Genomic DNA, 26,203 nt, shown 5'->3' with positions numbered 1-26,203 from the left:
TCAACTCATGTGCGCAGGTCGGAGCACCAGTCATGATGTGCGCATGATCAGCGAGAGACCCGACCTCGGGTCCAACCCCGCCCTGCGGACCGCGCTCACCGACCTCGTCCGCGACGGCGTCCTCTCGCCCGGGCAGGCCGACGCAGTGGCGCACCGCCTCAGCCCGCTGTGGGCGACCCCCACGGCGCTCACCGCGGCCACCTTGGCCGCACATTCGCACGGGGAGAACCGGACCCGCACGCGCATCGTCGAGATCGCGGGGTACGTCGGTGGGGCGATGGTCCTCGGCGGTGCGGCGACGATCGTCGTCCCGACGTGGGGCTCGTTCCCGCCGGTCGCGCGGTTCCTGCTCGCGATGGTCGCCACGATCGTGCTGGCCGCCGGTGCGGTCGCGGCCCGGTTCGCGCGGCTCGGCGACGACACGCTCGCGGTGCGGATGCGGCTGGCGTCGGTGCTCGGGGCGCTGGCTTCCGGTGCGGTGGCCACTGCGGCTGCGGTGCCGGCCAGTGACTCCGCCGAGGTGCTGGCCGGGACGGTGGCGGCGCTGCTGCTCGCGGTGCCGGGGTACGCGCTGTTCCGGGGCGCGCCGCTGCTGTTCACCGGCTGGTTGGCCGGGGCGCTGCTGATCGGCGACCTCCTCGACCGCGCCGGGATCGACGACATCCTGCCGTGGGGCATCGCCTACGCGGTGTTCGGCGCGTTCTGGATGCTGCTGGCGATCCCGCTGCGGGTGAGCCCGATCCGGGAGCCCGGTGTCGCCGCGCTGCTCGGTGGGCTGACCGGGCTCGGTGCCGCCGAGGCGATCACCACCGACTCGCTGCCGGACGACGGGCCGCTGCTCGCGATCGTCGGCCTGATCGTGGGCGTGGCGTTCGCGGCCGGGTGCTTCGGGCTCTACCTGGCGACGCGACGCTGGCCGGCGCTGGTGCCCGCCGTGCTGATCGCGCTGGTGGTGCCGGCGACCGCGTTGGCGCAGATCCTCGGCAGCCTGCTCGCGGCGGGGTTCGCGGTGGCGGTGGTCGGGTTGTTGTTGCTGGTGGCGGGCGGGATCGCGCTGATGTCTCGGCGTCCGGGCGGCGCGCCTGCGGCATCCGGCCACCCGCCGGTGGCGCCTGGCCACTCCTGACGTTCCGCGGCGGCGCACCTCCGGAGTGCGGTGGTGCGCCGCCGGGCGGCGTAATTCTGATCAGGAACCTCGGGAGATCCACTCCTGCAGATGAGGCGCCTCGGCGCCGATCGTCGTCGTATCGCCGTGGCCGGTGTGCACGACGGTCGCGGGAGGCAGCGACAGCAACCGATCGCGGATCGAGTCGATGATCGTCGGGAAGTCGGAGTACGACCGGCCGGTCGCGCCCGGTCCGCCCTGGAACAGCGTGTCGCCGGAGAACAGCGCGCCGAGTTCGGGCGCGTAGAAGCACACCGCGCCGGGAGCGTGCCCCGGTGTGGCGAGCACCTCCAGCGTGATCCCAGCGACCGTGAGCTTCTGTCCGTCGGACAGCGGCCCGTCCGGCTCCCGGTCGGGGTAGACCATGTCCCAGAGCACCTTGTCAGCGGGGTTGAGGAGGATCGGCGCCCCGACGTACCCAGCCAGCTCGACTGCGGCGTTGACGTGGTCGTTGTGCGCGTGGGTGCACGCGATCGCGGTCACCGTCCGGCCGCCCACCGCTGCCGCGATCGCGTCCGCCTCGTGCGGTGCGTCGATCACCACGCACTCGGAGTCGTCGCCGACGATCCAGACGTTGTTGTCGACCTCCCACTCGCCGCCGTCGAGCGCAAAGATCCCGGATGTGACGAGACGATCGATGCGGGCGCTCACCCGAACGTCACCACCGAACGCAGGACGTCGCCGTGGTGCATCTTCCCGAACGCCTCCTCGACGCCGTCCAGCGGAATCGTCTCGGTGACGAACTTGTCCAGCGGGAGACGCCCCTGCAGGTAGAGGTCGATCAGCATCGGGAAGTCGCGGGACGGCAGGCAGTCGCCGTACCAGGACGACTTCAGCGCACCACCGCGTCCGAACACGTCGATCAGCGGGAGCTCGAGCGTCATGTCCGGCGTCGGGACGCCGACCAGCACGACGGTCCCGGCCAGGTCACGCCCGTAGAACGCCTGCTTGTACGTCTCCGGGCGGCCGACGGCCTCGATCGCGACGTCGACGCCGAAACCGTCGGTGAGGTCCTGGACCGCGGTCACCACGTCCTCGACCTCGCGGGCGTTGATCGTGTGGGTGGCGCCGAACTCCTTGGCCCAGTCGAGCTTCTTCGGGTCGACGTCGATCGCGATGATCTTCTGCGCACCGGCCAGGCGCGCACCGGCGATCGCGCCGTCACCGACACCGCCGCAGCCCCAGACCGCGACGCTCTGGCCACGTCCGACGCCGCCGGTGTTGATCGCCGCACCGATGCCCGCCATCACGCCACAGCCGAGCAGCCCGGCCACTGCCGGGGCCGCCTTGGCGTCGACCTTCGTGCACTGCCCGGACGCGACCAGCGTCTTCTCGACGAACGCGCCGATGCCGAGCGCGGGGGAGAGCTTCGTGCCGTCCTCGAGCGTCATCGGCTGGGTCGCGTTGTGCGTGTTGAAGCAGTACCAGGGCTGGCCGCGGAGGCAGGCCCGGCAGTCGCCGCAGACCGCGCGCCAGTTCAGGATGACGTAGTCGCCGGGGGCCACATTCGTGACGTCCGGCCCGACCGCCTCGACGACGCCTGCCGCCTCGTGGCCGAGCAGGAACGGGAACTCGTCGTTGATACCGCCCTCGCGGTAGTGCAGGTCGGTGTGACAAACGCCGCACGCCTGCACCTTCACCAGCGCCTCGCCGGGTCCCGGGTCGGGCACCAGGATCGTCGTCACCTCGACCGGAGCGCCCTTAGCTCGGGAGATGACTCCGCGTACCTCCTGCGTCACTGTGACTTCCCTTCCCGCGCGGGTGCCGGGAAACGGAACGCCCCGGCTCGTGCGGTGATTGTTACGGGACGATGATCGGTCAGAGGAAGCCTACTTTCCTGTGAATGGGAGAACGCTGGTGGACAGGGTGGTCATCGTCGGAGCGTCGCTGGCCGGTTGGTCGCTGGCCCGCTCACTGCGGTCGGCCGGCTTCGGCGGCGCGATCGAGCTGATCGGCGACGAGCCGCACCGCCCGTACGACCGTCCGCCGCTGTCCAAGGCGTACCTGGCCGGTGACCTCGACCTCGAGGGCATCTCGCTGCTCGTTCCGGACGAGGACGTGCCGGTGACGTGGCGGCTCGGGGTGCCTGCGGTTTCGTTGCGCGAACGCACGGTGGCGTTGGCGGACGGGACATCGGTGACGGGTGACGCAGTGGTGATCGCGACCGGCACCTCGCCGCGGAACTTGCCCGCCGCTGCCGGGCTGCGGGGCGTGCACACCCTCCGTTCCTGCGACGATGCGGACGCTCTGCGCGCGGCGTTCGGGCCGGGTGCACGGGTCGTCGTCATCGGGGCGGGGTTCATCGGGTCCGAGGTGGCGTCCACGGCGTCGAAGCTGGGCGCGGCGGTGACGGTGCTGGACGCTTCGCCGGAGCCGCTCGCGCCGGTGTTCGGCTCCGAGATGGCCTCCGTGGTGACGTCGCTGCACGCGCTGCACGACGTGACGCTGTTGACCGGGGTGTCGGTGGCCGGGTTCTCGTCCTCGGACGGCGCCGTCACCGGAGTTTCGCTGGCCGACGGGCGGGTGCTGCCCGCGGACGTCGTGGTGGTGGGAATCGGCGTTGAGCCTGCCGTGTCCTGGCTCGCCGGATCCGGCGTCGCGGTGGAAAACGGGGTGGTCGTCGACGCGGCCGGGCGGACGTCGGTGCCGGGCGTCTGGGCCTGCGGTGACGTGGCGCGGTACCCGTCGGCGCGGGCCGGTGGGGCGATCCGGGTCGAGCACTGGACGCATGCTCGCGAGCACGGGGCGGCGGTGGCGTCGGGGCTGCTCGGCGCGCCGGTGGAGTACGACCCGGTGCCGTACGTGTGGAGCGAGCAGTACGGCGTGATGCTGCAGTTCGCGGGCTTCGTGCGGCCGGGTGATTCGGTCGAGATCGTCGACGGGGATCCGGCTTCGCACCGGTTCGTCGCCGCGTACCGCCGCTCGGGGCGCCTCGTGGCGGTCTTGGGCGCCCGCATCCCCCGAACCTTCGTACGCCTCCGCCGAGAACTCACCGCGGCCTGAGCCGTTCCGGGCGGAGACGCGAAACCGGCCTCTAAGCAGCGCTTAGAGGCCGGTTTCGCGTCTATCGGTGGCCGCCGATCCCTCCCGATCGGCGGCCACCCAGTGAAGCCGCTCAGCCCTTGAGGTTCAGGGTGAGCGTGTTGCCGTCACCGGCGAGCAGCGTGGTCAGCAGCGGCGTCAGCAGGCCGCACTTGGTGAACGCCGGGATCTTGTAGGTGCCGGTCACCGTCGTCGTCGCGAAGATGTCGATCGGCGTGGTGTTGGTCAGCGTGGCGCTGGTGGCGGTCTTGCTGATGCAGTTCGGGCTGACCAGGTTCAGGCTCGGCAGCGCGTCCTGGTAGACCTTCAGGACCTGCAGCTTGAACGTCGTCGTGGTCGTGAGCTTGTTCGCGGCCAGGTCGACGGTGCCGGTCAGGCCGCCCTGCGGGACGATCCGGACGATCGACGTCGTCGGGATCAGGTTGGCGAGCTTCAGCTTGACGGTCAGGTCGGGGATCTCGGCCGTACCGGTCAGCGTCTTGGCGTCCAGGTCGATCGAGGTCTTCACGACCGAGGTCGGGATCTGGGCCGTCACCTTCTGCTTGGCGATGAAGGTCGTGCCCGTGGTGTTGGCGAAGACCAGGTCGATCGGGGCGGCCTGAGCCGGCTGAGCGAGGGCGAGACCGGTGGCGGTGGCCGCCAGCGTTGCGGTCAACGTGGCGAGCAGGCGACGCAGGGGACGCACGGTTCCTCCTTGACGGCGGGGCGGGGAAACGGCGGAGAGCAGGGCGGTCACCGTTTCGGCCGTGTGGCAGCGGTCACCTTACTGACGAGTAACTGGATGCGCCAGTGCCTGTTGGTAACTTCCGCGAAATTCCGGGACGCCTGTGACGACCACACCGAATTACGGCGTGGTCTTTCGCACGCACCTCACAAAGACGCGCGGCCCCGCGCGCTCTCAGAGGAAGCGGGCTCGGCCGCCGTCGAGCTCGTACACGGCGCCGACCAACTTCACCGAGCCGTCGGCGACGGCGTCCGCGATCACCGGGGAACGCTCGATCAGCAGGTTGATCACCCGCGTGACGTTGTACCCGATCGCCCGCGAGAGCTGCTCGTCCTTCGTGCCGCCCTCGCGCTGGGCCTGCAGCGTGATCGGCAGCACCTTCTCGACCAGGTCGCGCACCGACCCGCCCGGCTCCAGCGTGCCCGACGCGGTCTCGGCGGCGGCCTTGAGCGCACCGCACGACTCGTGCCCCATCACCACCACCAGCGGCACGTGCAGGTAAGCGATCGCGAACTCGATGCTGCCGAGGACGGCGAAGTCGACAATCGGCCCGGCGGTGCGGCACACGAACAGGTCGCCGAGGCCCTGGTCGAACACGATCTCGGCGGGCACCCGCGAGTCGGCGCACCCGAGTACCGCCGCGAACGGCTCCTGGCCTGCGACGAGCTGAACGCGCCGGGCGTCGTCCTGGTTGGGGCGGGCGGGCGTGCCGGCGGCGAACCGGGCGTTGCCGGCCACCATCAGCGCGTAGGCCTCGTCCGGGGTCGGACGGACGGGACGCACCACGGGCGCCACCGGCAGCGGCGTGGGGTCGGGCATCGCAGACACGGCGGCTCCTCGGGAGTCGTCTGGGCCTCGGGGAGTGGGCCCTGAAGCTCTGTATACGACGAAAACGCCGTGAGGGGCCACTGATGTGGGTGTCACCACGGTACCCGGCAGGACGTCTACGGCCGGTAGTTGTCACAATGGCGACGTGAGCTATCCCGACGACGCGCCCCTCTCGGCCGAATGGTTCGCGCGTGCCAGCACCGTCGTGCCCGGTGGGGTCAACTCGCCGGTCCGGGCGTTCCGCGCGGTCGGCGGTACTCCCCGGTTCATGGTGCGGGGTGAGGGTCCGTACCTCTACGACGCCGACGGCCGCCAGTACGTCGACCTGGTCTGCTCGTGGGGACCGCTGCTGCTCGGCCACGCCCACCCGGACGTCGTCGCGGCGCTGACCGCGGCGGCCGCGAAGGGCACCAGCTTCGGCACGCCCAGCCTCGGCGAGGTCGAGCTGGCCGAGGAGATCGTCGCCAGGGTCGAGCCGGTGGAGCAGGTCCGCCTGGTGAACTCCGGCACCGAGGCGACGATGAGCGCGATCCGGCTCGCCCGTGGCGTCACCGGGCGCAGCAAGATCGTCAAGTTCGCCGGCAACTACCACGGCCACGTCGACGCGCTGCTCGCCGCCGCCGGCTCGGGCGTCGTCACGTTCGGGTTGCCGGACACCCCGGGTGTCACCGGTGCGAGCGCCGCCGACACGATCGTCCTGCCGTACAACGACGGTGACGCGCTGAAGGCCGCGTTCGCCGAGCACGGCGAGGCCATCGCCGCGGTGATCACCGAGGCGGTCCCCGCCAACATGGGTGTCGTCCCGCCGAAGGACGGGTTCGACCTGCTCCTGCGGGACCTCTGCACCGCGAACGGCGCGCTGCTGATCAGCGACGAGGTGATGACCGGCTTCCGGATCTCCCGCTCGGGTTGGTTCGGCGCCTCCGAGGGACGTGTCGTCCCCGACCTGTTCACGTTCGGCAAGGTGATGGGCGGCGGGCTGCCGGCGGCGGCGTTCGGCGGCAAGGCCGACGTGATGGCAGCGCTCGCACCCGCCGGGCCCGTCTACCAGGCCGGAACCCTCTCCGGTAACCCGCTGGCCTGCGCGGCCGGCCTCGCGACGCTCCGGGCGGCGACGCCCGAGGTCTACGCCACGGTTGACGCGTCGGCCGCTCAGGTGGCCAGGCTCGCTTCCGAGGCGTTGACTGAGGCCGGTGTGCCCCACCGGGTGCAGGCGGCTGGCAACCTGTTCTCAGTGTTCTTCGGTGCCCGAGAGGTCGTGGACTTCGACGGCGCCCGGCGGCAGGACACCGCGGCGTACGCGGCGTTCTTCCACGCGATGTTGGCCGAGGGCGTCTACCTGCCGCCCAGCGCCTACGAGGCGTGGTTCCTGTCGGCGGCGCACGACGACGAGGCACTGGGTCGGATCGCGGCAGCACTGCCGGTGGCGGCCCGCGCAGCCGCATCGACCCGGAGGGAGACCTGAGTGACGGTCACGACCATCGTGCACGTGCTACGCCACGGCGAGGTGTACAACCCGGGCGGCATCCTCTACGGACGCCTGCCCGGGTACAAGCTGTCGCCGCTCGGCGAGCAGATGGCCAAGGTGGCTGCCCAGCACCTGGCCGGTCGTGACATCACCCACCTGGTCACCAGCCCGATGGAACGAGCACAGCAGACGATCGAGCCGTTCGCCGAGCAGTTCGGCGTCGAGCCGGTGGTCGACGAGCGGCTGATCGAGGCCACGAACCTGTTCGAGGGCAAGCCGTTCGGCCCCGGCGACGGCCTCTGGCGCCACCGCAAGTACTGGCACTACCTGCGCAACCCGTTTCGGCCGTCCTGGGGAGAGCCCTACGCCGACCAGGCCGAGCGGATGTTCGCCGCGGTCAAGGATGCCAAGGACGCCGCCGCCGGGCACGAGGCCGTCTGCGTCTCGCACCAGTCGCCGATCGTCATCCTCCGCCGGTTCCTGGAGAAGAAGACGCTCTGGCACGACCCCCGTCGCCGGCAGTGCTCGCTGGCCAGCGTCACGTCGGTGACGTTCGAGGACGACGAGGTGGTCGGCGTCGAGTACGCCGATCCGGCCGCCGCCCTGATCGCCCAGTCGAAGACCGCCCAAACCGAGCGAGGCGCCTGACCGTCATGTCTTTCTCCTGGTTCCGACGCGGAGCAGCCGTCCTGTCCCTCGCCACGCTGGCGGCGTGCTCGACGGGGGCGGACGCGGTGGACCAGGGGTCCGGGGGCAGCCAGCGGTTCGTCGCCGGGTCGGGGGCGTCGACGATCTACGCGCTCGACGAGCGGAAGTCCGCCCCGGACATCTCCGGCAAGCTGCTCGACGGTGGGACGTTCCGGCTCAGTCAGGCCAAGGGCGACGTCGTTGTGCTGAACTTCTGGGGCTCCTGGTGCGCGCCGTGCCGGGCCGAGGCCGACGACCTGGAGCGGGTCTACACCGCCACGAAGGCGAGCGGCGTCCGGTTCGTCGGGGTGAACGTGAAGGACACCGAGTCGCGCGCCAAGGCGTACGACGTCAACTTCAAGATCACCTACCCGAGCCTGTACGACCAGGCCGGACGCGTCGCGCTGCAGCTCAAGGCCGCTCCGCCGAACGCGATCCCGGCCACGATCGTGATCGACCGGTCGGGGCGGGTCGCCGCGGTGTTCCGCAAGGGTCTGCTCGACAACGAGCTGCAGCCGGTGGTCGAGCGGATCGCGGCGGAGAAGCCATGAGCATCCCCGACCTCGTCACCGACGGGCCGCTGATCGCCGCGGCCGGGGTCAGCGCGCTCGCCGGGCTGGTCAGTTTCCTGTCCCCGTGTGTGCTGCCGCTGGTGCCGGGTTACGTCTCGTACGTCACCGGGATCGCCGGCGCGGACCTGGACGCGGCGCTCGGCAGCGACCCGTCCGGCCGCGCGGTCCAGCGGCGTGTCACGGCAGCCGAGGTCGTCGGTTCCGACGACGCCGAGAACGCGGGCGGGGTGGCGGTCGCGACGCGGGACGAGCCGCCGTCCCGTGCCCGGGTGCGCGGGCGCGTGCTGGCCGGGAGCGTGCTGTTCGTCGCGGGCTTCAGTGCGGTGTTCACTTTGCTGGCGTTCGCGACCGGGGGGATCGGCGGCTTCCTGCTCGAGCACGAGGCGACGCTGCAGCGGGTCGTCGGCGCGCTGGTGATCGTCTTCGGCCTCGGGTATCTCGGCGTGCTGCCGGGTCTGCAGCGGGAGGCGCGCGTGCGGTGGCTGCCCGCCTCCGGGCTGGCCGGCGCCCCGCTGCTCGGCGCGGTGTTCGGCCTCGGCTGGATCCCGTGCGTGGGGCCGACGCTCGGCGCGGTGCTCGGGTTGGCCGCCGTCCAGGGTGGAGCCGGTCGCGGCGCGCTGCTGGCCCTCGCGTACTGCGCGGGCCTCGGCGTCCCGTTCGTCCTCTTCGGGCTCGGGTTCCGACGGCTGCTCGGCGGGTTCGCCGCGGTGCGCCGGAACAGCCGATGGGTGGTCCGGATCGGCGGCGTCCTGCTCGTCGTGGTGGGCGCCGCGCTCCTGCTCGGTTTCTGGGACGACCTGGTGATCTGGGTCCGCAGCGTGTTCGGCGTCGGCGGGGTGCCGCTCTGATGGCGACCATCGAGGACCAGGAAGCCGTCACCGGGCTCGCCACCGCACCGGAAGATGCCACCGCACCCGAGGATCGTCGCCCGGTCCGCCCCCGGAAGCTCGACGGTCTGACGGCCGCTCCGCGCCGCTGGTGGCGGCAGCTGACCAGCATGCGCACCGCGCTGGTGCTGCTCTTCCTGCTCGCGCTGGCCTCGGTGCCGGGCAGCACGTTCCCGCAGCGGTCGCTGAATCAGGCGAAGGTCGAGGAGTACTTCACCGAGCACCCGAAGCTGGCGCCGTTCCTCGACCGGTTCTCGGCGTTCGACGTGTTCGCGTCTCCCTGGTTCGCCGCGATCTACCTACTGCTGTTCATCTCGCTGGTCGGCTGCCTGGTGCCCAGGCTCCGGGTGCACGCCCGCGCGATGGTGAAGCGGCCGCCCGCCGCGCCGCGTCACCTCGACCGGCTGCCACTCTCGGCGGCGGGCGAGGTCGACGGCGATCCGCAGGCAGTGGCCACCGCCGCCCGTGGCGTGCTGCGCCGTGCACGCTGGCGCACGGTGGTGCGCACCGAGGAGTCCGGCGCGGTCACGGTCAGCGCGGAGAAGGGCTACCTCCGGGAGACCGGCAACCTCGCATTCCACATCGCGCTGGTCGGGCTACTGGTCGGCGTCGCGTCCGGCTCGCTCTGGGGCTGGAAAGCCAGCATGCTGGTCGTCGAGGGCAACACGTTCTGCGACACCGTCCAGGCCTACGACTCGTTCACCCCCGGCAGCCGGATGCGCGACGCGGCGCTCCCGTCGTTCTGCGTCCAGCTCGACGACTTCCAGGGCACCTACCTGGCCAACGGCCAGCCCTCGGACTTCCTGGCCAAGGTCAAGTACGTCCAGGGCGACCGGGCCTTCACCGACGAGCCGGACGCCTCGTACGACCTCAGGGTCAACCACCCGCTCCGGTTGGACGGCGCCAACGTCTACCTGATCAATCACGGGTACGCGCCGGTCCTGAAGTACACCGACCGCTACGGCACGGTGTTCGAGGAGGCCCCGGCGTTCCTCCCGCAGGACACGCAGCTCACCAGCGAGGGCGCGTTCATCCTCCCGGACGCCAACCAGGACCCGAAGTCGAGCGCCCGGACCCAGGACGTGCAGATGGCGTTCACCGGCTTCTTCCTGCCGACCGCGCCGTCGTCCGGGCCGCCGATCCAGTCGGTGAGCCCGGAGCCGAAGGATCCCGCGGTGACGCTGGTCGGCTACCGCGGCGACACCGGCCTTGACTCCGGCATCCCGCGCTCGGTGTACTCGATCGACCAGAACCAGGTCGACAGCGGCGCGCTGCAGTCGGTCGGGTCGAAGAAGCTCTCGGTCGGCGAGGTCTGGACGCTCGACGACGGATCGACGCTCCAGTTCGTCGGCTACCGCGAGTTCATGACCGTCCAGGTCGGGCACGACCCCGGTGAGATGACCGTGCTGGTCTCGTCCGCGTTCGTGCTGGTCGGCCTGATCGCGTCGCTCACCGTGCGGCGGCGTCGGCTCTTCGTCCGCGCGATGCCCGGCGGCGAGCTGACGGTCGGCGGTCTCGCTCGCACCGACCCGGATCGGTTCGCCGAGGAGTTCCGGCGCCTCGTCGATCGGATCGAGTCGACCGCACGCACCACAGACCCGAAACACCCCGTTTCCGTCGGGAAAGAAGGATCGTGATGACGGACCCCCAGCTCGCCGATCTGTCGAACACGTTGCTCGTCGTCGCGATCGTGGCGTACACGATCGCGATGTTCGGCTACGCCGTCGAGTTCGCGTTCGGACGCAAGGGCGTGGTGGCGGCCCGTGCCGCGGCGCCCGCGCGTGCGAAACGCGTCCTGGTCGGCGCCGGCGGCCCGTCGGAGGACGCTCCGGTGTCCCCGGCCGGTCCGGTGACCCCGCCGGCTGAGCCGCCGCGCACCGCCGGCCGGGCGGCCTGGTTCGGCCGGTTCGGGGTGGCAGCGGCGGTGATCGGCGCGCTGGCCCAGATCGGCTGTCTGGCCGCGCGTGGGTTCGCGGCCGACCGCGTGCCGTGGGGCAACATGTACGAGTTCGTGTCGGTGGCCTGCGTGGTCGGCACCGTGACGTGGCTCGTGGTCTCGGCCCGGCGTCCGGTGCGCTACCTCGGCATGTTCGTGATGCTGCCGGTCGTCCTGCTGCTGGGTCTGGCCGGGACCGTGCTGTACGTCGACGCCGGGCCGCTGATGCCCGCGCTGGACTCGTACTGGCTCTGGATCCACGTCTCGACCGCGTCGATCTCGGTCGGGATCTTCCTGATCGGCGGCGTGCTCTCGGTGCTCTACCTGCTGCGGGAGGGGTACGACCGGCGGATCGCGGCCGGGCGTCCGGCGAAGGCGCCCGGCTTCCCGTTCGGGGTCGGCCGGCACCTGCCCGCCGCGGCCGGGCTGGAGCGGATGACGTTCCGCCTGCACGCGTTCGCGTTCCCGATCTGGACGTTCGCGATCATCTGCGGTGCGATCTGGGCCGAGGCCGCCTGGAGCCGGTACTGGGGCTGGGACCCGAAGGAGACCTGGGCATTCATCTCCTGGGTGGTCTACGCGGCCTACCTGCACGCGCGGGCGACGACGGGTTGGCGCGGACCGCGAGCGGCCGCGATCGCGGTGCTCGGGTTCGTGACGATGATGATCAACCTTTACGTGATCAACTTCGCGGTGTCGGGGCTCCACTCGTACTCGGGTCTGTAGAGCGGCACCTTAATTTTGGAATACGGGATTCAGCGCTCGGGTGGTGTCGGCGCCGGGGCGGGCGGCTGATCGTCCGTTCGGACGGGCTCGTCCCGTCGCCGGTACGCCAGTGCGGCCTCGTAGTCGTCCCCCCGGAGCCAGCCGACGACGACCACGTCTTCGTGCTCGGTCTGCTGCGCCATCGTTTTGTCCCCCTCAGTCCACTTCCTGTTTCCGACAAATTACTACAAATGGACGCTTTGGGGCGGTAGGCATCGGGCGAATCGGCCGCCTCAGGAGTTACCGGCGGCGGGTCCACCGTTCGTCTGTCCTTTGTGGTCGAACTGTTCCGCCGTTCGGCCGAGGGGTCGGCGAAAGCGCATTAAGAATCGCTTAAGCAGACGTTCCGGAGTGGACTAGCTACGGGTTGTCGCCGCCGATTAGGCCTTCATTAGGATTCGGAGGCGAGGCTGGACCAGCCAGTCACAGATGCCTTACCGTGACCCACGAGTTTCCGAGCGTCCGCCGTTCACCAAGGATGGCGTCGGAAATTCGCCGCCGAATCGCAGCGTCACGAAGATCGAGCCGGGGATCCGAGATCTCGGGGTGAATCCGCCGTAGCGCGGTAGGGCAGCTCCCGCCCGAACCCGTCAGCTAACCCGGTAGGCGGTTCCGAGGGGAGTGAGGAGTGCCGCACAGGTGAGATCCGTCCGGACTCACGCTCGTCGTCCCATCGTCCTGGTCAGCGTCATCGCTGCGATTCTCAGCGTGGCTCTGTTACCCGGAAGCGGCGCCAGTGCGGCTCCGTCGCTCTCCGAAGCCGAGAAGCAACTCGATGCTCTCGGCGTGAAGATGGACCGCGTCAACGAGCAGATGAACAGTGCCAAGGTCCAGCTGAAGCGCGTCCAGACGCAGCAGGCCGGGCTGAACCGTCAGCTCGCCGCGTCGCAGGCCAAGCTCGACGCCTCCCAGGCCGAGGTCGGGAAGATCGCAGCCGCGGCCTACCGCGACGGCGGCATGCGGCTCTCGTCGTCGCTCCTCACCAACGGTTCGCCGGCGAATTACCTCGACCAGCTGGCCGCCGTCGAGTGGCTGTCGTCTCAGCAGCGCGACACGATCAACCAGGCGAAGGCGTACCAGGCGAAGTACGACGACACCAAGCAGCGGGTCGACCTCCAGGTCAAGACCGCCGAGCGGCTGAAGAAGCAGCTCGACGATCAGCAGAAGCTGATCAAGAAGGACCAGGACAAGTGGGAGCAGATCCGGCGGACCGCGTACGCCAAGAAGTACGGCTCCGCTCCCGCGACCGTCACGTACAACGGGCAGGCCAGCGGTAACGCCGCGACGGTCGTCCAGTTCGCGATGGCGCAGCAGGGCGAGCCCTACGTATTCGGCGGCTCCGGCCCCGGCTCCTGGGACTGCTCGGGCCTCACGATGATGGCGTGGAAGCAGGTCGGCGTGTCGCTGCCGCACTCGTCGCGTCAGCAGTACAACTCGATCCCACACGTCTCGCGCGGAAACCTGCAGCCGGGCGACATCGTGTTCTTCTACAGCGACCTGCACCACTCCGCGATCTACATCGGTAACAACCAGGTGGTGCACGCGCCCACCGAGGGTCAGACGGTGCAGGTCGAGAGCATCAACAACATGCCGTACGCGGGCGCGGGCCGCCCGTAGCACTACGCATGCCGGCGCCGACCCACCCTCGGGTCGGCGCCGGACGTGTTTCCCGGGCCAGGGATACTGGCTCTCATGGCCCACACCGATCTTCGTGAGTTTCTGAAGCGGCTGGAGAAGGCCGGTGAGCTCAAGCGGATCACCGCACCGGTCGACCCGACGCTCGAGATCAGCGAGATCACCCAGCGGGTGCTGCGGACCGGGGGGCCCGCCCTGCTGTTCGAGAACCCGACGCGCGGCGACATGCCGGTCGTCATGAACGTGTTCGGCACCGAGCGCCGGATGGCGATGGCCCTGGGCGTCGACGCACTGGACGAGATCGGGCAGCGCATCGGCGGCATGCTGAAGCCCGAGCTGCCGCAGGGGTTCAGCGGCCTCCGCGAGGCGCTGGGCAAGGTCACCCAGCTGAAGAACGTCCCCCCGAAGAAGGTGAAGACCGCGCCGTGTCAGGAGGTCGTCTACAAGGACGACGCAGTCGACCTGAACCGGCTCCCGGGCCTGCAGATCTGGCCCGGCGACGGCGGGATCTACCACAACCTGGGCCTGACCCACACGAAGCACCCGCAGACCGGCGTCCGCAACCTCGGTCTCTACCGCCTGCAGCAGCACAGCCACAACACGCTGGGCATGCACTGGCAGATCCACAAGGACTCCACCGCGCACCACGCGGTCGCCGAGCGGCTGGGTCAGCGGCTGCCGGTCGCGATCGCGTTCGGCTGCGATCCCGCGGTCTCCTACGCCGCGACCGCCCCGCTGCCCGGTGACATCGACGAGTACCTGTTCGCCGGCTTCCTGCGCGGCGAACGGGTCGAGATGGTCGACTGCCTGACGGTGCCGCTGCAGGTACCCGCGCACGCGATGGTCGTCCTCGAGGGTTACCTCGAGCCCGGCGAGCGTGCCCCGGAGGGACCGTTCGGCGACCACACCGGGTTCTACACCCCGGTCGAGGACTTCCCGGTACTGCACGTCGAGTGCATGACGATGCAGCGCAAGCCGATCTACCAGTCGATCGTCACGAGCCAGCCGCCCCAGGAGGACGGGCCGATCGGCAAGGCTACCGAGCGGATCTTCCTGCCACTGATCAAGCTGCTGATCCCGGACATCGTCGACTACGACCTGCCGGAAGCCGGCGTCTTCCACAACTGCTGCATCGTCTCGATCGACAAGCGCTTTCCGAAGCACGCGATGAAGGTGATGAACGCGGTCTGGGGCGCCGGGCTGCTCTCGCTGTGCAAGCTCGTGGTCGTCGTCGACGCCGACTGTGACGTCCACGACTACCGGGAGGTCGCGTTCCGGGCGTTCGGCAACGTCGACTACGCCCACGACGTGTTGCTCACCACCGGACCGGTCGATCACTTGGATCACGCGTCCTACCAGCAGTTCTGGGGTGGCAAGCTGGGTGTGGACGCCACCCGCAAGCTCCCCACCGAGGGCTACCACCGTGGGTGGCCGGAGGAGATGCGGATGAGCCCCGAGGTAATCGCGACCGTCGATGCGCGTTGGCGGGAGTACGGCCTGTGACCAGCACCGTCGAGGCGCCGAACAAGGTGAAGGCGTTCCTCCGGCTGGTCATGATCGAACACTCGGTGTTCGCGTTGCCGTTCGCCTACGTGGCGGCGTTGACCGCGATGCGGACCGAGGGTCCTTCCGTTCAGTGGATCACGCTCGTCGTGATCACCGTGGCGATGGTCGCGGCCCGGACGGTCGCGATGGCCGCCAACCGGATCATCGACCGTCGCATCGACGCCCAGAACCCGCGCACCGCCCAGCGCGAGCTGGTGACCGGCGCGTTGTCGGTGCGGTCGGCCTGGGTGGGCTTGATCGCCGCGCTCGTGGTGTTCCTGGCTTCCGCTGCCTGGCTCGGGTGGCTCTGCTTGCTGCTCTCGCCGATCGCGCTGTTCTTCCTGACGATCTACTCGTACGCCAAGCGGTTCACCGACTTCCCGCAGGCGTTCCTCGGCCTCGCGCAGGCGATCGCGCCGCTGGGTGCCTGGATCGGCGTCACGGGTTCGTGGTCGTGGGAGGCGTTCGTCCTCGGGCTGGCGGTCGGCACCTGGATCGGCGGTTTCGACCTGATCTACGCATGCCAGGACGTCGAGGTGGACCGTCGGATCGGCGTCCGGAGCGTGCCGGTGCGGTTCGGCATCGCCGCGTCGCTGCACGCGTCCACGGTCGTGCACGTGGTCACGGTGGCGCTCTACGCTTGGTTCGGCGCGCTGACCGGCTACGGGTGGCTCTGGTGGGCGGGGCTGGTGATCACCGCGCTCGTGCTGGCGTACGAGCACACGATCGTCCGGCCCAACGACCTGTCCCGGGTCAACCGGGCGTTCTTCACCGCCAACGGCGTCATCGGGATCGTGCTGTTCCTGTTCGCACTGGCCGACCTGGTGTTCCTGCAGGGCCTTCGGTGGTGAGACTTCCCTGGGTGGTCGGCGTCTCTGGTGCGAGTGGGACGCCGTACGCGCGGGCGGTGCTCGCTGGGCTGCTCGACGCCGGGGAGCCGGTCGATCTGGTGGTGTCGCGAGCCGCTCGGCTGACGCTGCTCGACGAGGTCGGCCGGACGATCCGGGACGCGCACTGGGAAGAGGACGTCGCGGCCTGGCTCGGGCGTGACGTGTCGGGCGTCCGCTACTGGTCGGCAGGCGATCTCGCCGCGGGACCGAGCAGCGGGTCCTACCCGGTGCGCGGGATGGTGGTAGTGCCGGCCAGCACGGCCGCCGTCGCGGGCATCGCGCTGGGGCTCTCGAAAGACCTGCTTCAACGCGCGGCCGACGTCAACCTGAAGGAACGACGGCCGGTGGTCGTGGTGCCCCGGGAAACCCCGCTGTCCCGGGGTCACCTCGTCCACCTGCTGGCACTCCATGACGCCGGAGCGGTGGTGCTTCCGGCCAGCCCCGGTTTTTACGCGGGCACCTCGACGGTGCAGGAGCTGGTCGATTTTGTCGCGGGCAAGGTGCTCGACAGCCTCGGGGTCGGCCATACCCTGTTCACCCGGTGGCGCGGTGAATTGGGCGCGGCCAGGGCGCAGGGCGAACACGCGGGTATCGGAGAGACCGGCCCGGAACAGGCCGTCTGACCACGTGCTGCCCGGGGCCTCAGTGCCCGGCTGCTCTCCGGTCCTCGAGTTCGACATCCGGGTCGCCGGAAGCGAGTAACGCACGAACCTCGGATTCCCGGAACCGACGGTGACCCCCGGGGGTGCGGATGCTGCTGATTCGCCCGGCGGCCGCCCACCTCGTCACGGTCTTCGGGTCCACCCGGAAAAGCGCCGCGACCTCACCTGGGGTGAGTAGACGCTCGCCAACCTCCACTTTCGCCTCTCTTCTTCGCCGGTGCGAAATCGCACGATGATGCGCCGAACGGCGCGGCGGTATTGGTTCGCGAGTCATTCAAGCACCGTGGGTACGGTTGCAGACCGGAAACGGCAAAACTTATCGATCGGGATCCGATGGTCGATGCGTCACCGATTGTATGGGCGCACATCGATTCGCCGCGCCGGGAGCGTCCGTATCCCTAGGATGACCTGGGATTACGGCGATTTCCGCTGCGTCGATCCACAGTGTGTGGAAGACGGCCCGCTCGGCTCTCTCAATCGCTTGCGCGGCTCTGTGTCTACGGTCACGAATTGTCGAGCCCTGATCAAGGAGTGTGCAACGGTCCGTTCGTGCGGCGCAGGGTTGCACTTCCTGGCGACAACGTCGGCGCTTTCGCTTACTGACCTGGGGTTCCACGGTGGATCGCGGCTAGGGGGTCAGCACCTACTGCGCGAGCGGCTTACGATGCGCAAGGCCGGTATCGGAGCGGCCGCAGTCGGTGCAGTAGCTGCTACCGCCGGGGAGGTGCCCGTGGACGAGATCGATCGGCGATTGCTGGACACGCTCCGGAGCAGCGGCCGAGAGACGTACGCCGAGTTGGCGAGGCGCGTGGGGCTCTCCGCGCCCGCCGTGCACGACCGGGTGGGCAAGCTCGAAGCGTCCGGAATCATCACCGGTTACCACGCCGCGGTGGACACCACGGCGATCGGTCTGGGGGTGACGGCGCTCATCGGTGTTCTGCAGGCCGAGAGTTCCGAACAGGACGAGATCGCGGATGCGCTGCATCGCCTACCGGAAGTGGAGTCCTGCTGGTTCGTGGCCGGCGAGGAGTCTTTCCTGCTGCTGGTGCGGGTACCCGACGTCGCTGCGCTGGAGCACACGATCGGGCGGCTCAACCGAATCAACGGAGTCGCGAGAACCCGTACGACCGTTGTGCTTTCGACCAAGTGGGAGGGGCGGGCGCGCCCGCTCGACGAACCGAGGTAATCGATGGCACGGAATGAAACCGGAGCCGCGCTCGTATTTTGCGATCTCGCGTCGTGAGACGATGTTTCGGTGGCCAACGAAATGCCGATCGTTCAGTAATTGCGTCGAGCGGTTGGCTGCCCCTGTCTCGGGTCGCGACAATTTACCGCGTACTCGTATCGATTGCGCTCGTCGGTTTCGGAATCGCAGAGTGAATTTCGCGCGTCGGGTGCCGATACCGAGAGTGGTTGACTGATAGGGGGAACGGTCGGCACTTCGGCGTCGAACGATGATGGTGATTGCCGGGTCGGGGGATGTCGAATTGAGCGCTTGCGTTTTCTGGATCGAAATAGCATCCGCCTAAAAGCGGATAAAGCCACCGTAGCCTGCGGGTCCGTCCCGGCCGCGCACCGGATATCCGCAGGTGGTCTGGCTATCGTGGCGCACATGACGATCTCCGCCACATCCCCGTCATTGGTGACGCTGAGCGACATTCAGGCAGCAGCCGCCCGGATTCGAAACCTCGTGGTGCGGACGCCGTTGCTCCCGTGCGCCTGGGCGGAGGCCGGGCGTCCGCTCTGGCTGAAGCCGGAGAGCCTGCAGGTGACCGGGGCGTTCAAGCTCCGCGGCGCCAGCAACGCGCTGGCGCAGCTGACCGAGGAGCAGCGCGCGCGTGGTGTGGTCGCACAATCCAGCGGCAACCACGCCCAGGCCGTCGCGTACGCCGCCCAGCGACTCGGCATCCGGGCCACGATCGTCATGCCGGACACGACGCCCGCCGTGAAGCTGGAGGCGACCCGCGGCTTCGGCGCGGACGTCGTCGTCGTACCGCCCGCCGAGCGGGACATCCGTCCGCTCGAGCTGGTGGCCGAGCACGGTTATGCCCACATCCCGCCGTACGACGACGCCCGGATCATCGCCGGCCAGGGGACCGTGGGTCTGGAGATCGCCGAAGACCTGGGGGCGGGGTCCCCGGACCTCGTGCTCGTGCCGGTGAGCGGTGGTGGGCTGATCTCCGGTGTCGCCACCGCGATCAAGGCACTGGCGCCGGAGGCCCGCGTGGTCGCCGTGGAGCCCGAACTGGCGGCCGACGCCGCGGAGAGCTTCCGCACCGGTGAGCGCGTCACCTGGTCGCCCGAGCTGACGTACCGGACCAGCGCCGACGGGCTGCGGACGACGTCGCTGGGGGTGCTGCCGTTCGAGCACTTCCGCAAGTACGTGGACGACGTGGTGACGGTGTCCGAGGACGAGATCGCGGCGGCCGTACGGGTGCTCGGCCGGAAGTCGCGTCTGGTCGCCGAGCCGTCCGGAGCGGTGACCACCGCCGCCTACCTGTTCCACGCCGCGGAGCTGCCCGCGGCGTCCCGGACCGTGGCCGTGGTCTCCGGCGGCAACGTCGATCCGGCCAGATACCTGGAGTACTACGCGTGACACGGGCCAGGAACTGGACGGACGAGGCGATCCGCCGGGTGGAGGCGGACGCCAACCGCTCCGCCGACACCCACCTCCTGACGTTCCCGCTCCCGGCCGGGTACGCCGAGGTCGGGCTCGACCTGTACGTCAAGGACGAGTCGACCCATCCGACCGGCTCGCTGAAGCACCGGCTCGCGCGGTCGCTGTTCCTCTACGGGCTGTGCAACGGCTGGATCCGTGAGGGCACCACGGTCGTCGAGGCCTCGTCCGGCTCGACCGCGGTGAGCGAGGCTTACTTCGCCCGCATGCTCGGTCTGCCGTTCGTCGCGGTGATGCCGGCGACGACCAGCGCGGAGAAGGTCGCGCTGATCGAGTTCCACGGCGGGCGGTGCCACTTGGTCGACGACCCCAGCACGGTGTACGCGGAGTCTCGCCGCCTGGCCGAGGAGCTCGGCGGCCATTTCATGGATCAGTTCACTTACGCCGAGCGCGCCACTGACTGGCGGGGCAACAACAACATCGCCGAGTCGATCTTCGGCCAGCTGGTGGCCGAGCGGCACCCGGTGCCCGCCTGGATAGTCGTGGGTGCGGGTACCGGCGGCACCAGCGCGACGATCGGCCGGTACCTCCGCTATCGGCGGCACCCGACCCGGCTCTGCGTCGTCGATCCGGAGAACTCCGCTTTCCTGCCCGCCTGGTCGACAGCCGACCCGAGCGTCACCACCGCCCGGGGTTCGCGGATCGAGGGCATCGGCCGCCAGCGCGTCGAGCCCAGCTTCGTCGGCGGCGTGGTCGACCGGATGATCGGCGTTCCGGACGCCGCCTCGATCGCCGCTGCCCGGTTCGCCACGCGACGGCTGGGTCGCCCCGTCGGCGGCTCCACCGGCACCAACCTCTGGGGCGCGTTCCGGCTGCTCGCCGAGTTGCGCGCGGCCGACCCGGCCGGCGGCGCGAGCGTCGTCACGCTGCTGTGCGACGGCGGTGAGCGGTACGCCAGGACCTACTACGACGACGAGTGGCTCCGCGCCGCCGGCCTCGACCTCGGCCCGTACACCGACAAGCTGATGCGGTTCGAGGAGACCGGGGAGTGGGGCGGCCCCACCCCTGGGGTCTCGATCTAACGACCCTGGGATGCGGGGGAATCGCTGGCTTTCGTACTGAGCGCAAGGCAGCATTGGCTTGGAGTAAAAGCGGGGCGAGGGCCGGAGGTATCGGGGTAGACGGTGAGCAGACACGTGCCGGGACAACCGAGCCGCCCTGCTGACGGGGTGGCCGGCCTGGTCGCCCGTCAGCCGTTGGTGCTCGTCGTCGGTCCGCCCGGGGCGGGGCGGAGTGCGGCGCTCACGCTTCTCGCCGGTCCGGCCGCCGGGGGGACGATGATCGACCTCGGTGCGCTGTGGATGGCCGTCGACCCGCCCGGCGACCGTCCCCGTACCGTCCGTCTCAACGGGGCGCCGTCCGCGGTCGGCCGTAAGGGCTGGGAAGCGATCGCGGGTGCGATCGGCGCGGTGGCGATGCCGCCTTCCGTGGTTCTCGTCGACACGTTCCGAGGCCTGTCCGCGGCGCTCGGCGACGACGATGCGGCCCAGACCGTCGGCGCGCTGGTGGCGCCAGGGCGGACGGTGGTGCTGGTACTGGACGACCTGGCCGAGGCCGAGCGGTTCGGCGAGGTCGCGTTACGGTTCGGCGCCGTGGTGAGCGTCGACGGTCAGACGATCCGTGGCGTCCACCCGGTGGCCGACCTCCTCGGCTCGACCGCTCCCGACGTACCACCGCAGCGGCGCGCCTGGGCGGAGGCCGCTGCCGAGCTGGCGAAGCCGGTTCCTCCGGTGGTCGCGACCGCTTCGGTGCCCGCGCCCGAACCGCGCGAACCGGAAGACACCAGCGTCTCGGGCGCGCGGCGTCGACGGTGGTGGCGGCGGACGGAACCGACGCCGGAGTCGTTGGGGTCGCCGCCGGTCGGGCCGCCGCCGGTGCCGTCGATCGATCCCGTGCACCCGGACGGCGCGCGGCGCCAGGCGTCGCCGTTCGACGCCGACGGCCAGCCGGCCGCGGTCCCACCCGCCGTCGTCACACCGTCCGCCGTCCCACCCGCTGCGGACGTGGTGGCTGATCCCGCGGTCGGCGTCACGGTGGCCGTCACCGACACCACCGGCACCCGGATCGACCGTCCGCTGGCGCCGGGCGGGTACTACCTGATCCAGGTCGCCATGCGGGCAGCGTCCACCGGCGCGCCGCCGGACGGGCCGACGGCAGGCACCATCGGGGCGTGGGTGCAGGTCTCGGTCGTCGCCGAGACCGCCACCGTGCCGGCCGGCCCGCACACGATGTTCGTCCCACGGCACGGTGCGGCGTGGACGTGTCCGTGCCAGCCCGGCGGCCCGCACACGTGCCTGCCCGAGGAACGCTCGGAGCGGCTGGAACTGCCGTTCGTCGCGCCCCGGCGTCCGGATGTGTACCGGGTGCACCTCGCCGTCCGCCATCGGGCGACCGTGATCCATCAGACGCGGCTGGAGCTGCCGGTGGCCGGGCCCGGCCTTCCCGCCTCGACCGGCCCGTCCGCGACCGTCACCTACGAGGCGCCGCGCGCCTAACGGTCGGCGCGGGTCGCGAGGCCCGGGTAGTCGACGACGTACCCGTCGGGGTCGACCGCGATCTGGACCCGGTAGTCGCCGGAGCGGAACCCGACCTGCCCGTCACCTGCCGCCGCGTACCGCTGGCTGTTGGCGATCACCGCGAGCGACGGTAGCTCGACGAAGACGACGTTCAGCTCGAACTCGCTGCCGACCGGCTGCTTCAGCAGGTCGAGGCGGCGGATCGGCAACGTGTTGGTCAGCGGTGAGAACTCGATATCGACGTCGAGCGCGTCGGCGAACGTCTCCGGGTACTCGGCGCCTGCGGGTGGCCCGGCCAACGTGCCGGTCTCGCTCGCGCGCACCTTCCACGGGTCGCGGCCGGTCTGCCTGGTCAGGCGCAGGGAGCGTGACCAGCCGGCGCCCTCGGTCAGGATCTCCAGCGAGGTCGTGGCCCACCGGTCGTCGGTGGCCAGCGTGTAGCGGCAGCTGTACGGCTCCGGCGCCGCGCCGAGCGTCCAGCCGATGGCTCGCAAGCCCCGGTCGGCGTTGACGACCGCCAGTTCTGCCCCGAATCCCACCCGATTCCACGAAAGCTCGAGCATGTGCGGTTCCTTCCGGACGGCTGTTCCTCCACCCTTCCACGCTGCGGTCCGCACCGTCGTCGGGGAGCATTGGTGTCATGGACCTCTGGGCGAACCTGGACGAGCTGCGTCGGCGGCGCAGCGAAAAGTGGCGGCGCTACCCGTCGGACGTCCTACCGTTGTTCGTCGCGGAGATGGATTCGACGCTCGCCGAGCCGATCCGGACCGCGCTCACCACCGCACTGGATAACTCCGACACCGGGTACGCCCAACCCGACGTGTTGCCCGAGGCCTATGCCGGCTTCGCCGGCAGGCGGTGGGGCTGGCACCCCGATCCGGGTTCGATGACGTTGATGCCGGACGTCGCCCGGGCGGCGCGGACTGCGATCGAGCTGTCCTCCGAACCGGGCGACGCCGTGGTGATCAACCCGCCGGTGTATCCGCCGTTCTACGAGTGGCTGGAGATGACCGGGCGGCGGTTGGTGCCGAGCCCGCTCCGGTCCGGACCGGACGGATGGCGCCTGGATCTGGACGATCTCGAGGCGACGTTCGCTGACGGGGCGCGGGTGTACTTGCTGTGCAATCCGCAGAACCCGACCGGCACCGTCCATACGCGAGCGGAACTCGACGCGGTCGCCCAGCTCGCCGAGCAGTACGGTGTCTGCGTGGTGTCCGACGAGATCCACGCTCCGCTGACGCTCGGCGACGCCCGGTTCACCCCGTTCCTGTCGCTGGACCGGCCCGCGGCGCATCACGGGTTCGCCGCGGTGTCGACGTCGAAGGCGTGGAACCTCGCGGGCCTCAAGACCGCGCTCCTCTTGGGGGGCGACGAGGTGGTGGGGAAGTTCGAGCGGATCCCGGACGACGTCTGGTCGTCGACCGGGAACCTCGGGGTGATCGCGTCGGTCGCCGCGCTCGAAGAGTGCGAGGCGTGGCTCGACGAGCTGCGGGCGGCGCTGGAGGTGAACCGGCGGTGGCTCGCGGAGGCGCTCGCCCCGCTGGGCGTCGGGTACCGGCCGCCGGACGCGACGTACCTGGCGTGGCTCGACTTCCGGGACGTCGGGCTCGGCGACGAACCCGCCTCCGTGCTGCTCGAACGGGGACGGGTCGCGCTCTACCGCGGGCTCGACTTCGGACCCGAGGGGGCCGGGTTCGCTCGCCTCAACCTCGCGACCAGCCCCGAGATCCTCGCCGAAGGTGTGGCCCGCATCACCGCAGCGCTCTGACGCTGCTGTTGTCGTCAGCCCGCGGGTGCGGGGACGACCTGGCTGCTGGGCGCCGTCGCTGTCCGCCAGAAGACCGGAACGAGGACGGCGCCGACCGCCAGGTGGGTGAGTGCGAGCACGACCTTCGTGCCGCCCGACGCCTCGATCTGGAGAACCGGTAGGAACGAGGCGGCCAGGACCAGCAGGGCCACGACCGTCCAGATCGATCGCGCGTGCCGGGTGACGCGCTCCAGGACGGCCATCAGCGCCCAGCCCAGCAACGACGCGACTGACGCGAACGTCGCGATCTCGCCCGGGCCCAGGTCGCGTGGGTCCTGTCCGGGCTGGGTGAAGACCAGGTCGTTGCCGAGCAGTGGCTCACCCACGACCCAGATCACGACAGTGGCCAGGACAGCACCGGCGACTGCCAGTGCGCGGTGGCGTGCGCGTGTCATCTCCGTACTCCTTAAGCTAGTACAAGGTTCAGGAACTGAAGTATTAGCCCGCAGCCTAGCTGATTACTTCAGAAGCTGAACAGTCCTGGTTCTGAAGTGGCGCGTTACGCTGGGACGATGAGTGCGGAAGCCGACGAGGTCGTTGCCGAGTTGACCACCTTGGCGTTCTGGATCACCCGACGGCTGAGCACGCAGTTCAACGCGGCGGCAGCGCAGTTGGACCTTCCGCCGGCGCAGGCGCTCGTCCTGACGAACCTGTCGCAGCCGGCGCCGATGCGAGAGTTGGCAGAGTGGCTCTCGTGCGAGCCGTCCAACGTCACCGGAATCGTCGACGGCCTGGAACGTCGAGGGCTGGTCACTCGTCAGCCCGATCCCGCGGATCGGCGGGTCAAGCACGTGGTGCTCACCGAGGAGGGCGAGCGCAAACGGGCGGAGCTGCGGTCCCGCGCGGACGCACAGGCCGCGGAGGTGTTCGCGTTGCCCGACGCCGACCAGTCGCAGCTGCGGGACTTGCTACGCCGAGTGGCAGGCAGAATCCCCACACAGCCGACCGGGTGCTGCTGATTCAGCGGTGCGCTCCGGCGCGGAGCGGGGCTCGGATCGCGTGAGACGCGGATTAGTCCAGCCCTGGCTGGACCGATCCGCGTTTCATCCTGCGCGGGGGCGGGATTTGCGGCGTTCGCTAGGCGAGGATCGAGTCGAGTAGGGACATGATCGTGTCGCCGGCGAGCATGGCGATGCCGGCTCCTGCGGCGACCGCGACGATCAGGACGATGGCGACGATCAGCACGGTCTTGCGTCCGTTGGTCTCCGGCTCGGGCTCGGCGGCGTTCGTGCCGGTGCCGAGCAGGGCACCGGCCAGCGACGACGTGTTCTCGATGTTCTCCGACGACCGGCCGCTCGGGTGAGGGGTGGCACGGCCGGGCGCGAACGGCTCGTCGAAGCTCGGCGGCTGCTCGGGCTGGGGCGGCGGCACGCCGTCCGGGTAGGCCGACCATCCGGGCTCGATCGTCCACGCCGGCCGACTGACCTGCGGCGGGGTCGACACCGGCGCGGCCGGGGGCTGCGGCGTGGGCTGGACGGGATGGGCCGGCGGGGCCGGGTGCGTGGGGACGCGTACCGCGGCGCGCGCTCCGGCAGGGGGACGCGGTGGCGGAACCTGCTGGGGCTCCACGTTCGGAGCGGATTGCACCGGAACGGACGCCTTACCTGCCGCCGCCGGTGCGGCGGGGCTGGTCGGGCGGACGACCGTCTGGTCGGTGGGCTGCGGGGTGGGTTGGGGCGGCGCAGTGGATTGCGGCTGCGCGGTGGGTTGGGGCGGCGCGGGCGTTTGAGGCGGCACGGGCGTCTGGTGGACCGCGGTCGCGTCCGTGCGGGAGGGCGCAACCGGAGACTGGTGCGCAGCGGTCTGATCGGTGCGCGATTTATCCGCGACCTCGCCCTTCGGGGCCGCCACACGGGTGCTCTCCAGCGGCGGCGTCGGCGTGCTCGCCGGCGCCGGAACCGAGGCACTAGCCGCAGCGGCGGGGGCCGGGGCGCTCGGACCGGCGGGGGTAGCTGGGGTGCTCGCGGTGGGAGGGGCCGATGCGCGTGTGGCTTCGGGATTGGGGGCCGGGGCGATTTCAGTGGCCTGGTCGCTCGGGGGTTCCGGTGCGGCGGCAGCCTCCTGCTGTGCCGCAGCGAGGCGGGTGACCAGGTCGGCCGGGAGTGGCGCGATCCGCGTCGCCGCGCTGGGCTTCACCGGCTCCGCGTCGTCCTCGCTGGCCGGCGCGGCAGGCACCGCGTCCGACTCGGCTTTGGCGGGACCCGAACCGGATGCATCACCCTCGGCCGGCGCAGCCGGCGTCGGCTCCGGGATGACCGGCGGCGTGAAGCGGGATCCACCCGGCAGCTGCGACGGATCGAGCCTGACGGTGCGGGGACCCTCTTCCTCCTCGGCCATGACCATCTCCCACCTCTCGGTCGTTCGGGCGGCCCAGCGAAACCGTGCCACGTGGGAGTA

Annotated in this window: 27 protein-coding genes and 1 riboswitch; of the genes, 18 read left to right on the top strand and 9 right to left on the bottom strand. The window is 70.3% G+C overall.

All coding sequences use genetic code 11. The features are described 5' to 3' along the window. Window positions 1-43 precede the first annotated feature (43 nt). Window positions 44-1,126, top strand: coding sequence for a hypothetical protein (locus BUB75_RS32225; RefSeq protein WP_073262342.1), 1,083 nt, complete (start codon window positions 44-46; stop codon window positions 1,124-1,126). Window positions 1,127-1,186: 60 nt separating this feature from the next. Here the strand turns inward: BUB75_RS32225 and BUB75_RS32220 are convergent, their stop codons facing one another. Next, on the bottom strand, window positions 1,187-1,816 hold the full coding sequence (locus BUB75_RS32220) for an MBL fold metallo-hydrolase (protein WP_073262340.1): 630 nt from the start codon (window positions 1,814-1,816) through the stop codon (window positions 1,187-1,189). After that, window positions 1,813-2,904 (bottom strand): S-(hydroxymethyl)mycothiol dehydrogenase, encoded by a 1,092-nt coding sequence (locus tag BUB75_RS32215; RefSeq protein ID WP_073262338.1) that lies wholly within the window; start codon window positions 2,902-2,904, stop codon window positions 1,813-1,815. The genes BUB75_RS32220 and BUB75_RS32215 overlap by 4 nt, the downstream gene beginning before the upstream one ends. 118 nt (window positions 2,905-3,022) lie before the next feature. Here BUB75_RS32215 and BUB75_RS32210 point away from each other — a divergent pair, with 118 nt between their 5' ends. After that, on the top strand, window positions 3,023-4,168 hold the full coding sequence (locus BUB75_RS32210; RefSeq protein ID WP_178380028.1) for an NAD(P)/FAD-dependent oxidoreductase: 1,146 nt from the start codon (window positions 3,023-3,025) through the stop codon (window positions 4,166-4,168). 112 nt (window positions 4,169-4,280) lie between these two features. On the opposite strand, the gene BUB75_RS32205 is transcribed toward BUB75_RS32210, so the two are convergent. Together BUB75_RS32205 and BUB75_RS32200 are read right to left on the bottom strand one after the other, a co-directional pair. Next, window positions 4,281-4,892 (bottom strand): hypothetical protein, encoded by a 612-nt coding sequence (locus tag BUB75_RS32205; protein WP_073262336.1) that lies wholly within the window; start codon window positions 4,890-4,892, stop codon window positions 4,281-4,283. Between the two features lie 213 nt (window positions 4,893-5,105). Further along, on the bottom strand, window positions 5,106-5,750 hold the full coding sequence (locus BUB75_RS32200; RefSeq protein WP_073262334.1) for a carbonic anhydrase: 645 nt from the start codon (window positions 5,748-5,750) through the stop codon (window positions 5,106-5,108). 154 nt (window positions 5,751-5,904) lie between these two features. On the opposite strand from BUB75_RS32200, the gene hemL reads away from it, so the two are divergent. Genes hemL through ccsB form a run of 6 tightly spaced genes read left to right on the top strand, consistent with a single transcriptional unit; the run spans window position 5,905 to window position 12,035 of the window. After that, window positions 5,905-7,224, top strand: coding sequence for a glutamate-1-semialdehyde 2,1-aminomutase (gene hemL, locus BUB75_RS32195; RefSeq protein ID WP_073262332.1), 1,320 nt, complete (start codon window positions 5,905-5,907; stop codon window positions 7,222-7,224). Continuing rightward, a complete protein-coding gene (locus BUB75_RS32190; protein ID WP_073262330.1) occupies window positions 7,225-7,875 on the top strand; it encodes a histidine phosphatase family protein in 651 nt (216 codons plus the stop codon). It abuts the gene before it with no gap. Between the two features lie 5 nt (window positions 7,876-7,880). Next, window positions 7,881-8,465 carry a TlpA family protein disulfide reductase gene (locus BUB75_RS32185; RefSeq protein WP_073262328.1) on the top strand — a complete coding sequence of 195 codons (585 nt, stop codon included), beginning with the start codon at window positions 7,881-7,883 and terminating at the stop codon, window positions 8,463-8,465. Continuing rightward, window positions 8,462-9,334 (top strand): cytochrome c biogenesis CcdA family protein, encoded by an 873-nt coding sequence (locus BUB75_RS32180; RefSeq protein ID WP_073262326.1) that lies wholly within the window; start codon window positions 8,462-8,464, stop codon window positions 9,332-9,334. The genes BUB75_RS32185 and BUB75_RS32180 overlap by 4 nt, the downstream gene beginning before the upstream one ends. After that, window positions 9,334-11,010 carry a cytochrome c biogenesis protein ResB gene (gene resB, locus BUB75_RS32175; protein ID WP_084741956.1) on the top strand — a complete coding sequence of 559 codons (1,677 nt, stop codon included), beginning with the start codon at window positions 9,334-9,336 and terminating at the stop codon, window positions 11,008-11,010. The genes BUB75_RS32180 and resB overlap by 1 nt, the downstream gene beginning before the upstream one ends. Beyond that, a complete protein-coding gene (gene ccsB / locus BUB75_RS32170) occupies window positions 11,010-12,035 on the top strand; it encodes a c-type cytochrome biogenesis protein CcsB (RefSeq protein ID WP_073262324.1) in 1,026 nt (341 codons plus the stop codon). Before resB ends, ccsB begins: the two co-directional genes overlap by 1 nt. Before the next feature lie 29 nt (window positions 12,036-12,064). Here ccsB and BUB75_RS46610 read toward each other — a convergent pair whose 3' ends face one another. Beyond that, complete coding sequence (locus BUB75_RS46610) at window positions 12,065-12,217, bottom strand: hypothetical protein (RefSeq protein ID WP_178380027.1); 153 nt, start codon at window positions 12,215-12,217, stop codon at window positions 12,065-12,067. 343 nt (window positions 12,218-12,560) lie between these two features. Next, window positions 12,561-12,698, top strand: a riboswitch (cyclic di-AMP (ydaO/yuaA leader). A gap of 84 nt (window positions 12,699-12,782) precedes the next feature. On the opposite strand from BUB75_RS46610, the gene BUB75_RS32165 reads away from it, so the two are divergent. The 4 genes from BUB75_RS32165 to BUB75_RS32150 all read left to right on the top strand — a co-directional run bounded on the left by BUB75_RS32165 (window position 12,783) and on the right by BUB75_RS32150 (window position 16,767). Next, a complete protein-coding gene (locus BUB75_RS32165) occupies window positions 12,783-13,691 on the top strand; it encodes a C40 family peptidase (protein ID WP_143175532.1) in 909 nt (302 codons plus the stop codon). A 75-nt stretch (window positions 13,692-13,766) separates the two neighbouring features. After that, on the top strand, window positions 13,767-15,212 hold the full coding sequence (locus BUB75_RS32160; protein WP_073262320.1) for a menaquinone biosynthesis decarboxylase: 1,446 nt from the start codon (window positions 13,767-13,769) through the stop codon (window positions 15,210-15,212). Further along, window positions 15,209-16,105, top strand: a complete 897-nt coding sequence (gene mqnP, locus BUB75_RS32155) for a menaquinone biosynthesis prenyltransferase MqnP (RefSeq protein ID WP_218617900.1) — start codon at window positions 15,209-15,211, stop codon at window positions 16,103-16,105. Before BUB75_RS32160 ends, mqnP begins: the two co-directional genes overlap by 4 nt. After that, complete coding sequence (locus tag BUB75_RS32150; RefSeq protein ID WP_073262523.1) at window positions 16,102-16,767, top strand: UbiX family flavin prenyltransferase; 666 nt, start codon at window positions 16,102-16,104, stop codon at window positions 16,765-16,767. Before mqnP ends, BUB75_RS32150 begins: the two co-directional genes overlap by 4 nt. Before the next feature lie 19 nt (window positions 16,768-16,786). Here BUB75_RS32150 and BUB75_RS32145 read toward each other — a convergent pair whose 3' ends face one another. Then, entirely contained in the window at window positions 16,787-17,002 is a 216-nt protein-coding gene (locus BUB75_RS32145; RefSeq protein ID WP_073262306.1) for a BldC family transcriptional regulator, read from the bottom strand. 534 nt (window positions 17,003-17,536) lie between these two features. On the opposite strand from BUB75_RS32145, the gene BUB75_RS32140 reads away from it, so the two are divergent. From BUB75_RS32140 to BUB75_RS32125, 4 genes are all read left to right on the top strand, one after another. Then, entirely contained in the window at window positions 17,537-17,992 is a 456-nt protein-coding gene (locus BUB75_RS32140; RefSeq protein WP_073262304.1) for an Lrp/AsnC family transcriptional regulator, read from the top strand. Between the two features lie 426 nt (window positions 17,993-18,418). Continuing rightward, window positions 18,419-19,402: a threonine ammonia-lyase gene (locus tag BUB75_RS32135; protein ID WP_073262302.1), complete on the top strand. Its 984-nt coding sequence runs from the start codon at window positions 18,419-18,421 to the stop codon at window positions 19,400-19,402. Beyond that, on the top strand, window positions 19,399-20,505 hold the full coding sequence (gene cds1, locus BUB75_RS32130) for an L-cysteine desulfhydrase Cds1 (RefSeq protein ID WP_218617897.1): 1,107 nt from the start codon (window positions 19,399-19,401) through the stop codon (window positions 20,503-20,505). Before BUB75_RS32135 ends, cds1 begins: the two co-directional genes overlap by 4 nt. A 114-nt stretch (window positions 20,506-20,619) precedes the next feature. After that, the gene (locus BUB75_RS32125) at window positions 20,620-21,978 is read left to right on the top strand and encodes a hypothetical protein (protein ID WP_143175531.1); all 1,359 of its coding nucleotides are present in this window, start codon (window positions 20,620-20,622) and stop codon (window positions 21,976-21,978) included. On the opposite strand, the gene BUB75_RS32120 is transcribed toward BUB75_RS32125, so the two are convergent. Beyond that, window positions 21,975-22,562, bottom strand: a complete 588-nt coding sequence (locus BUB75_RS32120) for a putative glycolipid-binding domain-containing protein (protein ID WP_073262296.1) — start codon at window positions 22,560-22,562, stop codon at window positions 21,975-21,977. The genes BUB75_RS32125 and BUB75_RS32120 overlap by 4 nt on opposite strands. Window positions 22,563-22,639: 77 nt before the next feature. On the opposite strand from BUB75_RS32120, the gene BUB75_RS32115 reads away from it, so the two are divergent. Further along, window positions 22,640-23,767 (top strand): MalY/PatB family protein, encoded by a 1,128-nt coding sequence (locus BUB75_RS32115; protein ID WP_073262294.1) that lies wholly within the window; start codon window positions 22,640-22,642, stop codon window positions 23,765-23,767. A gap of 14 nt (window positions 23,768-23,781) precedes the next feature. Here the strand turns inward: BUB75_RS32115 and BUB75_RS32110 are convergent, their stop codons facing one another. Beyond that, on the bottom strand, window positions 23,782-24,201 hold the full coding sequence (locus BUB75_RS32110; RefSeq protein ID WP_073262292.1) for a DUF6069 family protein: 420 nt from the start codon (window positions 24,199-24,201) through the stop codon (window positions 23,782-23,784). 117 nt (window positions 24,202-24,318) lie between these two features. On the opposite strand from BUB75_RS32110, the gene BUB75_RS32105 reads away from it, so the two are divergent. Next, a complete protein-coding gene (locus tag BUB75_RS32105; protein ID WP_073262290.1) occupies window positions 24,319-24,765 on the top strand; it encodes a MarR family winged helix-turn-helix transcriptional regulator in 447 nt (148 codons plus the stop codon). Between the two features lie 118 nt (window positions 24,766-24,883). Here the strand turns inward: BUB75_RS32105 and BUB75_RS45670 are convergent, their stop codons facing one another. After that, a complete protein-coding gene (locus tag BUB75_RS45670; protein ID WP_143175530.1) occupies window positions 24,884-26,143 on the bottom strand; it encodes a hypothetical protein in 1,260 nt (419 codons plus the stop codon). Window positions 26,144-26,203: the final 60 nt, after the last annotated feature.

The sequence above is a fragment of the Cryptosporangium aurantiacum genome (assembly GCF_900143005.1).
Classification (GTDB): Bacteria; Actinomycetota; Actinomycetes; order Mycobacteriales; family Cryptosporangiaceae; genus Cryptosporangium; species Cryptosporangium aurantiacum.
Note: the sequence above shows the minus strand (reverse complement) of the source record. Positions and strands in the feature narration are given on the sequence as shown.